We start from the raw sequence: 15,131 nt of genomic DNA, 5'->3' as shown, positions 1-15,131 counted from the left end.
GATGGGCCATCGGCAACAGACACTACGATCGCCGATGGCCGTCTTCACGCGATCGCGCGATCAGAAGTGGATTTCGGCCACGAACATCGGCACGGACGTCTGCGTCGTGCCGGGTTGTTCGGAAGCCGGCGTGCCGTACATGTTGTGCCAGTATTCGTAGCCAAGACCCATGTACGCAGTACGCGGATGGCCGACGAACGATCCGACGTCTGCCAGCAGATACGCGCGGGTCAGGAACTCCGTTGTGGTATCGACTCCGGCGCCATCCTTGCCTTTCGGCCCGGTGACGCTTGCGAAACCCTTGAAGACCAGGGGAACAGGACCGATACGGAAGTTATAGAGCCAGGAACTCTCGAGATGCACGGCGGGGTTGAAATGCACATCCACGTTCGTGATGCCGTCGTGATTGCTTTCGGTGCGAACGCCGAGCGTGATGTTCCAGAACCCGTTGGGTATGGCAAGGTCGATTGTGGGCCCGGCGACCACCATGCGGGCCCGTTGGCCAAACGCATCGTTCTTGGTGCCGAATTCATAGCCGACCGTCAGGCCGAAGTCCCGCATGAAGCCATAGGAAAACGATCTGCCGAAAATCTTGCCTGCGCTGAACGAGACGCGGCCGACGCTGTACAGTTCCTGCGCGCCGCCCGGCCCCGGCGTGGGATAACCGTATTGGTTGGTCGGACCCGCTTCGGGGTTCGCCATGCTGGAGACGAGGTAGTCCACGTTGAACGCGTAACTACCGAACTTGAAGCCGCCCGTGGTCGTCAGGTAGCCGATGTTCTGCGTGATTTTGGCGGGTGCGCCGGCTTCGGTTCGCACACCGGGGTAGTAAAAATTGGTGCCGACTCGATAGCCGATATACGTGTCGTTCCACGAGGTCGGCGGGGTGTACAGTCCCGGCGGCGGCGAAAGCGGCGCGGTCACGGTGCTGGCCTGCGACAGCGTCAGGGGTGCTGCGGTCGAAATCGGCGTGGCGTTGGATGCCTTGCTGTCCGTCTGGGCGACCTGTGCCGGCTGAGCCTCTCCCTCTGCAGTCTGTGAGGAATCCGCTGCGTGTGCCGCACCGGCGAAGCAGCTGAGGACAGCGACACCCAACAGTGGCGTGCGGATAGCGATCGTTTTTTTCATGTCTCCTTCCATATTTTATCGATATGCAAGATGCGGTCGATTTACGACTCTCGATTTTTCGCACCGTCGGCAAAGCCTTGCGTTAGTCAACGTAGTAAAACCTGCTGCGGTGGAATGGAATGTATGCGATACCCGCGTGAATGCCTTTACACAAAAGTGATTTTCGCTGGCACTTTTTAGTGAGAAGGGGCGAATATCCGGGTAAATCTCGACTCGCAGACGGTTCACTCGTACTGAACGTTTGACCGTTTAATTTTATTGATCAGTACTGCCATGCGAATCCGAATTGCGAGCGGCCACAATAAAAAAGGCACCGCGCCTGAGCGCAGTGCCTTTTGTCGTTTGAGACTATGAAGCGGACTTACTGTTTGGGAATATAAAGCGGCATCGAATCTTCCCAAAGCGTGTCGGTAATCGCACGCCGATCGCTGCCGTCCGCATTCATCACCCAGTTCTGGCCATCGGGCTGGAACGTGTCGTCGTAAAGCGATAGTTCGTCGCGGAAGCCATACTCGCCTGAACTGTACGCAATGCGGCCGTCCCATGTCCAGGTCGCGTGGGCCTGATTCGAACCCGGCGGCGTGACGCGCTGTACATCCGTGCCGTCCGGATGGATCGTGTACACGTCGTAGTGAAACTTGTTGGGGTCAGTCGGGTTGACCTCCTTGCGCGTGAACACGATCCGCTTGCCGTCCGGCGACCACCCAGGCAGATTGTCCGGCTCGGTGGTCAGGACGGTGGTCTTGTGCGTCTCGAGGTCGAGGATGCGCAGGCCCTTGTCCGTATCGCTCCACACACGGTAGACGACGCGGGTGCCATCAGGCGAATAGCTCGGGAAGCCTGCGTTCTCTTTCCCGTCGGTCAAGATCTCCGCCTTGCCGTTCATGCTGCCGTCGGCCTTGATGCGCATGATGCGGCCCGGCATGTGAGCCCGCGTGAAGAACCAGCCGCCCACACCGAAGGCCACCCATTGCTTGTCCGGCGACCAGGTCGGCTGGAACGCGCCCGCCAGCCCCATCTTGATCATCTTCGGATCGAGGCCGCTGGTCACCGGATCGTAAATACGGTGCGCGTTGCTGAAGTCAGCATTCGCAACGATGATCGACGAGCCGACCGCCTTCTCCGTGTACACGAGCGATTTACCGTCGCGCGAGAGTTGCGGGAACACATCGACGAAACGGTAGTTCCATTCGGGATCGAAACTGTAGAGCGCCGTGCCGTTCGGATGGAACGGCTTGTTGTACACCACCTTTTCGTAGACGACCTGCCTGCCGTCAGCGGAATAATGCGGCGAGCGGATGCCGCTTCCCGCCGTCGCGCGCGATTGGCCGCCCGTCGTATAGAGCCCTTCCTGAGCGCCGTTCTTGATGTGATACGCGACGTCGGTCGCGCCCACGTATTGCGGGAACACCTTGAATCCCGGCGTGTTCGTCATCTCCTTGCGCTCGCCCGTCGCCACGTCGACCTGAACGATCTGCGTCTCGACCTTGCCGATCGCCTCGGGTCGGTGCGCGCCCCAGGTCGATTCGACCGGCGTTTCATAGAACACCACGTGCTTGCCGTCCGCCGACCACGACGGCGATCCCTCGGCAAAGCCGGCGCGCGCGGTGATCTGCTTGAAGCCCGTGCCGTCCGGATGAATCTCGTAGATGCTGGTTTCCTGGGTGCGCTCCCAGCCGACCGGCAGGTTGTGGCCTCGCCAGTCGCTGCCGATATCCGACGACAGCGCGATCCACTTGCCATCCGGCGACCACGAAGGACGGAAGAAGCTGTGCGGCTTGTCCGGATCGAACTTGATATCGCCAGTCACGTTATGCAGCGCACCGGTCTTGATGTTGAGCGTCCAGATGTTCGTCGTGCCCCAGCTATCCTTATCGCGACGCGACGACACGAACGCGATCAGATCCGGATCGGCCGGGTTGTAGACTGCGGCGTCGCTCACCCCGATCCAGTCGGTCAGGCGCTGCAGCCCGGTGCCATCCACGCGCACGCGATAGAGGCTGGCATGACCAAGGCCATCGCGCTCCGAAGTGAACACGATCCATTTGCCGTCCGGCGAGAAGGAACCGTGATAGTCGAACCCATCGGACTGGATCAGGCGGTGTTCGTCGCTGCCGTCGGCGTTGGCGACGAAGAGTTCCGAGGTGCTCGGGCCGATGCGGTAAATCAGCAGGTCGCCCTTGGTCGCCGTCGCGGCATCCGCGCCTGGAACGAGCGCCGCAGCGGCGGCAACGGTGAGGCACGCCAGGATTTTCTTTTTGATCTGAAGCGAAGAACGCACAGTACTAGTCTCCATTTTTTATCGTCACAGCAACCCGCAAACCGCTGGACATCGGATTCGCTGGCAGAAAGATATGCCTTGGGCGCGACTGTGTCCCTATACAATTTTCAGATTCGCTGGCACTTTTTGGGAGCCGGGCAAGCGTGGCGCAACCCGGACGAAGCGATGGCCGAGGCCGCGGATGCTGGCGCTCGCGGCCTGGCAGGCGGGCGTGCCGTAGACATCGCCCGGATGGCAATTCAGGTTTTCGCCTGATTCACCGGCGGATAGACAATCGTCCCATCAGGTCGAACGACCGCCCCCGCCGTCAGCTGCGCGGGTTCATGCCGTTGCGCACTCATGATGTGTAAGACCGTTTCGCCTCGTGCGATCAGGTAGTCGGCGATGATACGTCGGTGACAGCGCCACCATACGGCTTCCGAGCACATCACGGCACAACGCCTGCCGCGCCCTTGCTCGACCAGATGATCGATGCCCGCGTGAAATGCTTCGGATAGCGCGTAGTCGGCGTAATGATGAAAGCTGCTGTTGATCCAGAAGCCATTGACGTCCGCGGATACGGTTCGCGACTTACCGCGCAGACCACCGAGGACGGATTCATGTTCATACGAGATATCGCATGCCGCAAGCGCAGCGGGCAAGGTTTCCTCGTTGAATTGCGGATTGGTTCTCGACCTGGGCATTTTTCTCACGTCGACGAGCATGCCGATATCCGCACCCCTCAACAGCCCGATAAATTCATCGAGGGTGCGGTCGGAATGGCCGATCGTGAAGAATGGAAGGCTCACTTCCCGCCTGCGCGTGAACAATAGCTGGACGACTCGCCGAGCGCTCATTATGCGCCTCCAGGAAGGAGGCGCATGCTCGTGATTTCGCGCCCTATGCAGCGGCTAGCCCATCGCCCTCGTCATGCGTGTGCGCTGGTCGCGCGAACCTTGGCCGGCCGGTCGCGCAGCAGCAGCGGCATCAAGCGCCGGTTGGCAGTTTGCGCCGCCCACTCGCAGTACGCGGCGCTGCCAAGCACCCACCCTTCGAGCGTCGCCCGCATCAGGTGACTGACTTCGGCTTCGTCGAGAGGCTGTGCGCCCAGGTCGCGGTAGGACTCGTGGCGCTCGAACGGCGTATCGCCGAGTGCGCGGTAGAGCGGATGATCCTTGATGAACCTGTCGACACGCAGCCCGACATGGTGCGTGTAGCTCGACCACTGATAGTTGCCCGGCTCGGTCACGAGGTGGTTGCGCACCGGCGCATGATCGATGACCTGGCTTGCGAGCAGGAAATAGCGGTCGGGTTCGATCACGGTTGCGCGGTACTCGCCGCGCCACATCGCACCGCGGCGTCCGTGGCGGCGGTTGAAGGTCTCGACATAGCGACGGCAAACCGCCTGCATCGCCATGGCCACGCTCGACTCGTATGAAGGCGTGACGAGGAACTGCACCGCGTCGGGCATGAGCACCCACGCGTGGACTGCCAGATCGGCGACGCGCGCGGCGTCCGCGAGGCAGGCGAGGAAGTAAAGGTAGTCTCCTTCGTCGAGGAATGCGGGCCCTCTGAGCCCCTGCAAGATAACGTGCTGCGGTTGTTCTGGGACGTAGTGCCGTGCAAGCCGTGTCATGCTGAATTAACCGGAAATCCGATGTGGGAAAGCGATCCGACAGGTATCGGTCGCCTGACGCTGCGTGAGTGGATCTACGCGTAAATTCTATGGGCCGCGTGCATGCGTCTGCGTCGAGAACAAGCCTTTTTTATGGCCTCAATTCGCTGATTTGCCGCTTTCAGCCCGCGCCTCTTATGCCGTCGCTGAATAGCCGACGCACCACGATCCGGCACCACTAAAGCGTGGCGGAACGAGGGTACGATCGTCGAAGCGACTGTGGCCGCCGAACTTATCAACAGGAGTCCGAATCATAGCGGCGGGTCGAAGCCGGAGCCTCCGACGCGCCGAACCCCGGCTAACCCAACCGGGTCAGCCAGTGTGCGACGCCACCGCGACGAACGCTTCGGCCTGCAGCGCGACGCGCCACGGCGTCCACGTCATATCAAAAGCGTTTTCCGCGCGATGCGCGTCGAGCCGGATGTCCTGTTGCCACAACCGCGCGAGCGAGGGCGGCAGCGGCGGCGGCACCTTTACGCCACCCAGTTTGCGCCCCGCGATCTCGGCAATCTTTAGCGCGGGCGCCCACACCTTCGTCTCGAGCGCCAGACGCCGCGCACCGATCCGCTCCACCGGCGTCGCCCCCAGAATGCGCGCGTACGCGACGAAGTACTCGTTCCAGCGCGGCGCATCCGCCATCGCCAGGTTGTACGCCTGAGCGCCCGCAGCCGGCGCGCGCAGCGCAGCCAGCGCCGCCTGCACGACGTCGTCGATGTGAACGAGATTGCTGCAGCCGTCGCCGGCGGCGCCGAGGTCGCCCAGGCGCCGCGCGCGCAGCAGTTGCGCGATGCGCGCCGACCACTGCGGACTGCCGCCTCCGTAGATGCAGCCCGGGCGCAATATCGTGAGCGCGGGCAGCGAAGCAAGCAGTCGCTCCGACTCGACTTTCGCATCGCCATAGGGGCTCGCGGCGTCGAGCGCCGCCGTTTCGTCGATACGGCCTTCGGCGGCACCGTACACCGCCATCGAACTGAAGTGGACCACGGGCAGCGGCGCACCGCGTGCCGCGAGCGCAGCAGCCAGCGCGCGCGCATTCGCGACGATCGTCGCCGGCGCACCTGCCACGCAGTTGACCACCCCGTCCACGTCGGCTAGCGCGGCAGCGAGCGACGCGGGATCCGCGGCATCGACACGGCGCACGCCGCTGCCTTCCCTGCGCGAGGCGGCAACCGGCTCGGCCCACTCGGTATTGCTCAACGCTTTCACCAGATGGCGACCGACGAAGCCGGTCGCGCCGAGAACGAGAATACGGGCTTTCATTACGCGGGTTCGGAATGGTTTGCGATGGGAACGGGCAGCGCGCCAAGATCGGCGGCGCCCTTGAGGTGTTCGGCAAGGCGCAGTGCGAGTGCGACGATGGTCAAGGTCGGATTCGCCTGGCCCGAAGTCGGGAAGACCGCGGCGCCCGTCACATAGACGTTGTCCGCTTCGTGCAGCCGGCAGTCGGCATCGACCACGCTCGTGCGCGCGTCGTGCCCCATGCGCGCCGTGCCGATGTGATGGCCGCCATAGGCGCCGTAGCGCGTCATTTCGGCTTCGACCTGCGCGGGGTCGTAGTTGAAGCGGCCCACGCCCGCGCGCTCGACCTCGTACGCGAGCGCGGCGAGCGCGCGGCTCACGGTCGCGACGTCCTGCTGCGTATAGCGCCAGTCCACATGAATGCGGCGCAGGCCGAGCGCATCGGTTTCGTCGCCGAGCGTGACGCGGCTCGCCGGATTGGGCTCCTGCTCCGCATGGAAGTCGAGCGAGAAGCGCAGATTCGCGGGCCGCACGATCACCGAGGGGAACTTGCGCGCGGCCAGCGTGCGCCGCCGCAGCCAGTGCCACAGGAAACGCGCCGTGTTCGGCGCATCGGCGACGACGTTACGCAGGTGCGCGAGCGTGGAGCCCGCAAAGCCTTCGGGCGTGCCGTCGTAGAGCCGCTTCGCGTACTCGTACGGCACGATGCCGCGCGCGAGATACAGCGCGGAGAGGATGCCGTTGCCGTGCCCGGCGTCCGGAATGCGCGGATGATGCAGGCGCGCAATGAAGTTGCCTGCGCGCAGCACGGCTTGCTGTTCCGGGCGCAGTGCGAGGCGGCGGCGGCAATAGACGCCCTCTTCCGTCACCTCGTAGCCGTGCCACACCGACTGCGCCGCCGCGAGATCGAGCGTGCCGATCGTGCCCGCGAGATGGCTCATGTAATAGCGGCCCACCACGTCGTGGGCGTTGCCGAGCCCCCGGCCGCTCGGCCCTGGGCTGTTGAGCAGGAGGCGCGGCACTTCGAGACCGCCGGTCGCGAGCACGTAGGCGCGCGCGGCCACCTCGAACGTTGCGCCGCCCGTCGCGTCCGCTTTGCCCGACGTGTTCAGTACGCGCACCTGGGCCGCGCCGACACGCCGCGTCGAACCCGCCAGCATCGGCAGGCCGCACAGGTTCGCATGCTGGAGCACGCGCACACGGCCTTTCGCGAGGCGCGCCCGGTAACGCTGACCGAAATCGGTCGGGCAGCTGAAACGCTCGAGTGTGTGCGTCGAGAACACGTCGCTTGCGAAGCCGCCGATCATCGGGCGCAGCGGCGCGGCGAACGCGCCTTCGGCGGTATAGGCGAATTCACCCGCTTCGCACAGCGCGTTGGCCTGCGAGTAGTGGCGCAGCACATCGGCGAACGCGATCGGCCAGCCGCTGTGCGCGACGTAGTCGCGCGCCTCGAAGTCGAGCGCATCGAGCGGCATGCAGCGGCCGCCCCACAGCGTGGTCGAGCCGCCGAAGCGGCGCACGCGGTAGTTGTCCGGCGGCGGATGAAGCGCCGCATTCGCCACCATGCCCGCGTACAGCTGCTGGGTGGCGGGCTCGGGCGCATCGCCGCCGCTCTCCAGCACGATCACGTCGAGCCCGCTCTCCTCCAGCGCAAGCGCGAGCGCAATACCGGCAGCGCCGGCGCCCACGATGCAAAGGTCCGCGCGCAGCGTCGTGCCGGCGGGAATCTCACGGGCGTCGGTAATCATCGTCTGTCATGAACGGAAATGGGAAAACGGGCCGCGGCGATAGTAGCCGATCGCTCGCATGCAACCACCGGCGCAGCCAGAGAAATTTCAGTCGCATCCCGATTTTTGTCTCTAAAAAAACACTGTTGTATTACCCGCAGCACCGACACAGCAGTAAGATTCCGTCTGAAGTCCAAAACGCCTTGGCAAAAGCCAGGAGACCAGAAAAAAACATAACGTACGTCGCATGACGGGGTGGCACGACGCCGATTCAACGGGCGCCGTGCGTGGCTCTCGTCGTGTGCGCACGTCGGGGTCACAAAAACAAGATGAGCACGCCTTACATAACAGCGGCGCCGCAGGCGGCCGCACGGGGTGTCTTCAAGCCGAGCATTCCCTTGTTCGGTCTCAACATCGCAGCCGTGTCGTTCGACACCGCGCTCGACGTGCTTTGCACCGCCGCCTTGCAGCGCGACGGCCGGGCGCAGGTGGCGGTCACGCCGAACGTCGATCACTTGGTGCGTCTCGACACGCAGCCCGATCTTCAACGCCTTTACCGCACCGCCGACTTCCTGTTCGCGGACGGCATGCCCGTTGTCTGGGCGAGCCGCCTGTTCGGCGCGCCGCTGCCGGAACGCGTGACCGGCTCGGACCTGTTGCCCGCACTGTGCGAGCGCGCCCACGCGGCCGGCTGGAAAGTGGTGGTGGTGGGCGGCCGCCCGGGCCACGAAGCCACGCTCCTGAATGGCTTCGCGCAGCACTATCCGGGCCTCGACGTCGAGGTGATCGCGCCTTCCATGACGTTCGATCCGACCGGCCCCGAGGGCGACGCAGTGGCCGAGCGCGTGAGCGCGGCCGCGCCCGATATCGTGTTCGTGTGCCTCGGCATGCCCAAGCAGGAACGCTGGGCTCTGCATCACGCGAGCAAGCTGCCGGGCGGCCTCATGCTGTGCGCGGGGGCGGCCGTCGAGTTCGCCGTCGGCCTGCAGCAACGCGCCCCCGTGTGGATGCAGCGCTGCGGTCTCGAATGGTGCTGGCGCATCAAACAGGACCCCGCGCGCCTGTGGCGCCGCTACCTCGTGGACGACCGCCGCTTCTTCGCCATCCTCTGGCGTCACTGGCGCATGGCGCGCGCGCAGCAGCGCGCGGCGTAAAGCCGCCGATGCGGACGCGGCCGGCTCACGTCCGGCCACGTCTCGCGCGGCGCTCGCTTCAAACCGCATTGCGGCCCGAGACGATCGACGGGATCGTCTTCAGCAGGATCTGCAGGTCGAGCCACAGCGACCAGTGCGTGATGTAGTAACGGTCGTACTCCACGCGGCGCTGCATCTTGTCGGGCGTATCGGTCAAGCCGCGCAGCCCGTTGATCTGCGCCCACCCGGTAATGCCCGGCTTCACGCTATGGCGCAGCATATAGCCGGGAATCAGCTGCCGGTACTCTTCGTTGTGCTCCGCCGCGTGCGGACGCGGACCCACGAGGCTCATCGAACCGCCCAGCACGTTGAAGAGCTGCGGCAACTCGTCAAGCGAAGTCCGGCGCAGATAGCGCCCCACACCCGTGATCCGGTCGTCGCCGCTGCGGGCCTGGCGCACGCCCTGCTCTTCTGCATCGCCCTCGTCGTGCGCCGCGACGCGCATCGAACGGAATTTGTGCACGACGATCGCCCGGCCGTGCTCGCCGTTGCGGCGCTGCCTGAACATCACCGGGCCCGGCGAATCGAGCCGGATCACCAGCGCAATCGCGAGCATGACCGGCCACAACAGCGCGAGCAGGAGCGCTGCGCCGGCGATATCGACCGCGCGCTTGAGCACGCGCGAAAGCCCCAGGATCGGAACGTCGTGCAAAGCGAGCAACGGCACTCCGGCCAGGTCCGCGCCGGTCGTCGCGACGTCTTCCAGATAGTGCAGTTCGGGCACGAGATAGATTGCAGCCGTTGAATCGTAGAGGCGCGTCACGATGTCGGCCGTGATGTCCTTCACTTCTGTCGCGTCGGATCGCCCCATCACGGGCCGCCCCATCGCGAGGAACACGATCTCGTAGTCGTTCGCCTGGATGCGCGCGGCCGCGTCTTCATAGCGGCCGAGATACGGCGGCAGCACTTCCCCGTCACGGGGCGCGACGGGCGCATCGTTGTAATAGCCCTTCACGTGAATGCCGAGAATTGGCGAACGCCGCAGGCGCAGGTTCAGCTTGCGCGCCTCGCTGCCCATGCCGAAGAACACCGCGCGGCGCAGGTTGCCGGGCGCGTTGTTGATGCTGTGGGCCACGCCTCGCAAGACAGCCAGGCCGACGAGTTGCAGCGGCAGCGCAATGGCGGCCCACTGCACGACCAGCGTACGCAGGGCCGTCGTGCCGCTATCGCCATGCGTCACGAACAGCAGCACCATGAGCGCGACGGGCAGCCGGCACCAGCGCCACGCGCCGCGGCCCAGCATCCACCAGAGATGACGCGCACTGGCAATCAGGTGAAAGCGTGCGAACACCACGAACGCGGCCACGGCGAACGCGCCGGTCAACGCACGCGTGTACGGCGTGTCGCCGGTCTGTCCGCGCAGCAACAACAGCGCCACGAGCGCGCCCGTATTGAGCGCCGCGCTGATGACACCGACCAGCGCCATAAAGAGGCGGTGATGGTGGGTCGACTGGGTGGACATGACGGGTTCGGCCAGTATGTGCGACTGTTTTATACGCCTGATTGGCATGACGGCGGGATTAGACCGCGAGGGGAATGACCGTCTGCGCAAGGCGCAACAGCGGCAAGCGGCCGCAGACGATTCGCCGGAAAGGCGAAACGCGAGTCTCAAACGCTTGCGATTAAACACACAAACCGAACGTACGCGCTTTTTTAAACATGGAGCGCTATTCGTAGTGCGAGACGGCCGCTCCCCGTCGGCCTGACAGCGCGGACTCCTGTTCCGGCGGCGCGAGTGGTCTAGATTCGCGCCAATAGACCGGAATGGAGAGCGGCCATCCCATATTCGCGCGTATCTTACCAGCGCATTATGAATTTGCGTGAGTCGGTAAGATGACACCGTAAAAACGCGCGATATTGTGGTGAATTCGCCAATGCGGCTGATTTAACGCCGCCGTTATTAATGGGGCAGGTTCGCGGCTTCAATAAAAATGAATAACGATTTTTTTGCGCGCGAATGGGGCGAATTGCGTTCGCGCAAACGTTTGATTAAGCGAATCGAAATGCGCGGCGGCGCCCGGCGTTATTGCCAGGGCTGCTGCGCCGCGTTCGAGCATTCAGTGGCTCGCTCAGTGGCCCGCATAAATCGACCGTCCGCTGACGCTCGCCACGACCGGCGCACCCGCATCCGAGCTGCCCGTCATCGCCACGCCGCCAACCGCCGTGCTGCCGGGCGCGGCCTGCTGGGTCTTTTGCGCCTGCTGCTGGGCCACGATCGCCTCAGCGTGCTGAATGTCATCAGGATAGTTGAGATCGTTGGCCACAGGGCGATACCCCGCCTGCTCCAACCGCGTGAGATCTGCGACCACCTGGGCGCGCGTGACCGGCGTGTTGGCGGGGTTGGCGGTCTGTGCGAAAGCGGCAGCGGGAGCGGCCAGGGCGCAGGCAACGAGCAATGTGGAAACGAGTGCTTTCATGATGTTCACCTCTCAATGAATGGCCGCTGCATCGGGAAGGGATGCCGCCTCAGCCACCCTCGGCAATGTCGCGAAGGTTGAACGCATTCTGGTCGCACAGCGCTGACCCAAAGCTGACCTGCTGATTACGAGTTCGTTATCTGGGCGCAGCGCGCCGAGAGCGGTCAACACCCCTTCGTGGCAAAGATGACAAATCCGTAATGTCGAGGTCAGCACCGGGTAAGCGCGCCCTCCCGATACTTGCGCCACTCCCGCCTCAACCCGGACCCCGTCATGTGGATCGTCAAGCTGGCTCTCAGACGGCCTTACACGTTCATCGTGCTGGCCGTACTGCTCTTTATCCTCGGGCCGCTCGCCATCATGCGCACGCCCACGGACATTTTTCCGAACATCAATATCCCGGTGGTCAGCATCGTCTGGACCTACAACGGCTTCTCCGCCGAGGACATGGCGCACCGCATCACCTCGAACTACGAGCGCGCGCTGACTTCGGACGTGGACGACATCGAGCACATCGAATCGCAATCGCTCAACGGCGTGTCGGTCGTGAAGGTGTTCTTCCATCCGGGCGCTGACATCAACCGCGCGATTGCCGAGGCGGCTTCGAACTCCGCTTCGATCCTGCGCGTCCTGCCGCCGGGGACGCTGCCGCCGAACATCATCACGTACAACGCCTCCACGGTGCCGGTGCTGCAACTGGGCCTGTCCAGCGCGACCTTGCCCGAGCAGTCGCTTTACGACCTCGGCAACAGCTTCATCCGCACACAGCTCGCGACCGTCCAGGGCGCGGCCGTACCGCTGCCCTATGGCGGCAAGATCCGCCAGATCATGGTGCAGCTCGATCCGAAAGCGTTGCAGGCCAAAGGTCTCGCGCCCGCGGACGTCGTCAACGCCGTGAACGCGCAGAACCTCATCCTGCCCGGCGGCACAGCGAAGATCGGCTCGCGCGAATACAACGTGGAGATGAACGGCAGCACGCAAACCGTCGCGGCGCTCAACGACCTGCCCATCAAGACCGTGAATGGCAGCGTGGTGTATGTGCGCGATGTCGCGCACGTGATCGACGGCTACGCGCCGCAAACGAACATCGTGCGCGCGGACGGCAAACGCGCTGCACTCCTTACGGTCGAAAAGACCGGCAGCGCCTCGACGCTCACGATCATCCAGCAAGTGAAGGCCATGCTGCCTAAGATCGCGGCGGGCCTGCCGAGCGCGCTCAAGATCACGCCGCTCTCCGATCAGTCCGTGTTCGTGAAATCGGCGATCTCGGGCGTGGTGCGCGAAGCGCTCATTGCGGCCTGCCTCACCGCCGCGATGATCCTGCTCTTTCTCGGCAGCTGGCGCGCCACGCTCATCATCGCCGTGACGATTCCGCTCGCCGTGCTCACGTCGCTCATCGCGCTCGCGGCGCTCGGCGAAACCATCAACATCATGACGCTCGGCGGGCTCGCGCTTGCGGTCGGCATCCTCGTTGACGACGCCACCGTCGCCATCGAAAACATCACGCATCATCTGGAGCGCGGCGCGCCGCTGCACGACGCCATTCTCAACGGTTCCGGCGAAATTGCCGTGCCGACTTTCGTCTCGACGCTCTCCATCTGCATCGTGTTCGTGCCGATGTTCCTGCTTTCGGGCGTGGCGCGCTATCTGTTCGTGCCGCTCGCCGAGGCCGTGGTGTTCGCGATGTGCGCGTCGTACTTCTTCTCGCGCACGCTCATTCCCACGCTCGCCATGTATCTGCTGCGTGCGCGCAAGCCTGACGCTGCACCCAGGCGCGGCATCGCCGGTGCGCTGACGCGCTTTCAGGCGGGCTTCGAACGACGCTTCGAAGCGGTGCGCAACCGCTATCGCGCACTGCTTCAGGCTGCGATTGCGCAGCGCCGCCGATTCGTCGTGCTGTGGGTCGCGCTCTGTCTCGGCTCGCTCGTGCTCGTGCCGTTCACCGGCCGCGACTTCTTTCCCGCCGTCGATACCGGCGAAATCCGCCTGCACCTGCGCGCGCCCACCGGCACGCGCATCGAGGAAACGGCCCGCATCACCGACGAAGTCGAAGCGAAAATCCGCAGCGTGATTCCGCCCGCCGAACAAGCCGCGGTACTCGACAACATCGGCGTGCCGGTGAGCGGCATCAACCTCACGTACGACTCGTCGGACCCCATCGGCCCCGAAGACGCGGATATCCTCGTTACGCTCGCGCCGAAGCACAAACCCACCGCGCAATATGTGGCGAAGCTGCGCAATGTGCTCAACGCCGCGTTTCGAGGCGTGACCTTCGCGTTCCTGCCCGCCGACATCGTCAGCCAGATCCTGAACTTCGGCCTGCCCGCGCCCATCGACGTGCAGATCGTCGGCAACAAGCTCGCGCAGAATCGCGTCGTTGCGAACCATCTGCTCGACGAAATGCGCGGCGTGCGCGGCCTCGTCGACGCGCGCATCCAGCAGCCCGGCGACGAGCCCACCATCAACGTGAATGTGGACCGCACGAAGGCCTTGCAGGCGGGCCTCACGCAGCACGACGTGGCGCAGAACCTGCTCATCGCGCTCTCGGGCAGCTCGCAAACCACGCCGAACTTCTGGCTCGATCCGAAGAACGGCGTGAGCTATCCGCTCGTGACCGAGGTGCCGCAATACGACATTCATTCGCTGCAAACACTCGCCAATATTCCGCTGACGACGTCGCAATCCGTCACGTTCTCGCCGCAAGACCAGCTTGGCACGCTCGGCACGGTCTCGCGCAGCTCACAGGAAGCCGTGGTCTCGCACTACAACGTGCAGCCCGTGCTCGACATCTTCGCGTCGACACAGGGACGCGACCTGGGCGGCGTCGCCTCCGACGTGAACCGCCTTGTGAATGAAGCGCGCGCGCAACTGCCGCCGGGCTCCTCGATCGTGATGCGCGGCCAGGTGCAGTCGATGAACGCGTCGTTCAGCGGCCTCGCAGCGGGCCTCGTGTTCGCCATCGCGCTCGTGTACCTGCTGATGGTCGTGAACTTCCAGTCGTGGCTCGATCCGCTCATCATCGTGAGCGGCCTGCCGGCCTCGCTCGCCGGCATCGCGTGGATGCTGTTCGTCACGCAAACCACGCTCAGCGTGCCGGCGCTCACGGGCACGATCCTCTGCATGGGTATCGCCACGGCCAACAGCATTCTCGTCATCAACACGGCGCGCGAGTCGCTCGCCGCGGGCATGGAGCCGCTCGCCGCCGCGCTCGATGCGGGCTTCAACCGCTTTCGTCCCGTGCTGATGACGGCGCTCGCGATGCTGATCGGCATGTTGCCGATGGCGCTGGGTCTCGGCGACGGCGGCGAACAGAACGCACCGCTCGGGCGAGCCGTGATCGGCGGCCTCGCGATCGGCACGCTTTCCACGCTCGTGTTCGTGCCGGTCGTATTCGGCATGGTGCATGGCTGGCTCGCGAAACGCCGCGCCGCGCGCGATGCCAGCAACGATGCGCAAGCCAGTGCAACCACTCACGTTGAATAAGGATTCCAG

Annotated in this window: 11 protein-coding genes; 2 read left to right on the top strand and 9 right to left on the bottom strand. The window is 64.3% G+C overall.

The features are described from left to right. Positions 1-60: 60 nt before the first annotated feature. The 6 genes from E1N52_RS13070 to E1N52_RS13045 form a co-directional block, all read right to left on the bottom strand. On the bottom strand, positions 61-1,140 hold the full coding sequence (locus tag E1N52_RS13070; RefSeq protein WP_246089044.1) for a hypothetical protein: 1,080 nt from the start codon (positions 1,138-1,140) through the stop codon (positions 61-63). A 349-nt stretch (positions 1,141-1,489) separates the two neighbouring features. Beyond that, positions 1,490-3,424 (bottom strand): TolB-like translocation protein, encoded by a 1,935-nt coding sequence (locus tag E1N52_RS13065; protein ID WP_246089043.1) that lies wholly within the window; start codon positions 3,422-3,424, stop codon positions 1,490-1,492. A 224-nt stretch (positions 3,425-3,648) separates the two neighbouring features. Then, entirely contained in the window at positions 3,649-4,197 is a 549-nt protein-coding gene (locus tag E1N52_RS13060; protein WP_133183200.1) for a DUF488 domain-containing protein, read from the bottom strand. Between the two features lie 119 nt (positions 4,198-4,316). Next, positions 4,317-5,024: a transposase gene (locus E1N52_RS13055; RefSeq protein ID WP_133183199.1), complete on the bottom strand. Its 708-nt coding sequence runs from the start codon at positions 5,022-5,024 to the stop codon at positions 4,317-4,319. 351 nt (positions 5,025-5,375) lie between these two features. Continuing rightward, positions 5,376-6,323, bottom strand: coding sequence for an NAD-dependent epimerase/dehydratase family protein (locus E1N52_RS13050; protein ID WP_133183198.1), 948 nt, complete (start codon positions 6,321-6,323; stop codon positions 5,376-5,378). Then, the gene (locus E1N52_RS13045) at positions 6,323-8,050 is read right to left on the bottom strand and encodes an FAD-dependent oxidoreductase (RefSeq protein WP_133183197.1); all 1,728 of its coding nucleotides are present in this window, start codon (positions 8,048-8,050) and stop codon (positions 6,323-6,325) included. The genes E1N52_RS13050 and E1N52_RS13045 overlap by 1 nt, the downstream gene beginning before the upstream one ends. Before the next feature lie 308 nt (positions 8,051-8,358). Between E1N52_RS13045 and E1N52_RS13040 the strand changes: the two genes are divergently transcribed. Then, positions 8,359-9,183, top strand: a complete 825-nt coding sequence (locus E1N52_RS13040) for a WecB/TagA/CpsF family glycosyltransferase (RefSeq protein WP_133183196.1) — start codon at positions 8,359-8,361, stop codon at positions 9,181-9,183. 58 nt (positions 9,184-9,241) lie between these two features. Here the strand turns inward: E1N52_RS13040 and E1N52_RS13035 are convergent, their stop codons facing one another. From E1N52_RS13035 to E1N52_RS13030, 3 genes are all read right to left on the bottom strand, one after another. Further along, positions 9,242-10,684, bottom strand: a complete 1,443-nt coding sequence (locus E1N52_RS13035) for an undecaprenyl-phosphate glucose phosphotransferase (protein WP_246089042.1) — start codon at positions 10,682-10,684, stop codon at positions 9,242-9,244. Positions 10,685-11,144: 460 nt separating this feature from the next. Further along, positions 11,145-11,279, bottom strand: coding sequence for a hypothetical protein (locus E1N52_RS45270; protein ID WP_281282651.1), 135 nt, complete (start codon positions 11,277-11,279; stop codon positions 11,145-11,147). 12 nt (positions 11,280-11,291) lie between these two features. Then, entirely contained in the window at positions 11,292-11,639 is a 348-nt protein-coding gene (locus E1N52_RS13030) for a DUF4148 domain-containing protein (protein ID WP_133183195.1), read from the bottom strand. Positions 11,640-11,912: 273 nt separating this feature from the next. Between E1N52_RS13030 and E1N52_RS13025 the strand changes: the two genes are divergently transcribed. After that, positions 11,913-15,122: an efflux RND transporter permease subunit gene (locus E1N52_RS13025; protein WP_133183194.1), complete on the top strand. Its 3,210-nt coding sequence runs from the start codon at positions 11,913-11,915 to the stop codon at positions 15,120-15,122. Positions 15,123-15,131 lie beyond the last annotated feature (9 nt).

Source organism: Paraburkholderia guartelaensis, assembly GCF_004353905.1.
GTDB lineage: Bacteria > Pseudomonadota > Gammaproteobacteria > Burkholderiales > Burkholderiaceae > Paraburkholderia > Paraburkholderia guartelaensis.
Note: the sequence above shows the minus strand (reverse complement) of the source record. Positions and strands in the feature narration are given on the sequence as shown.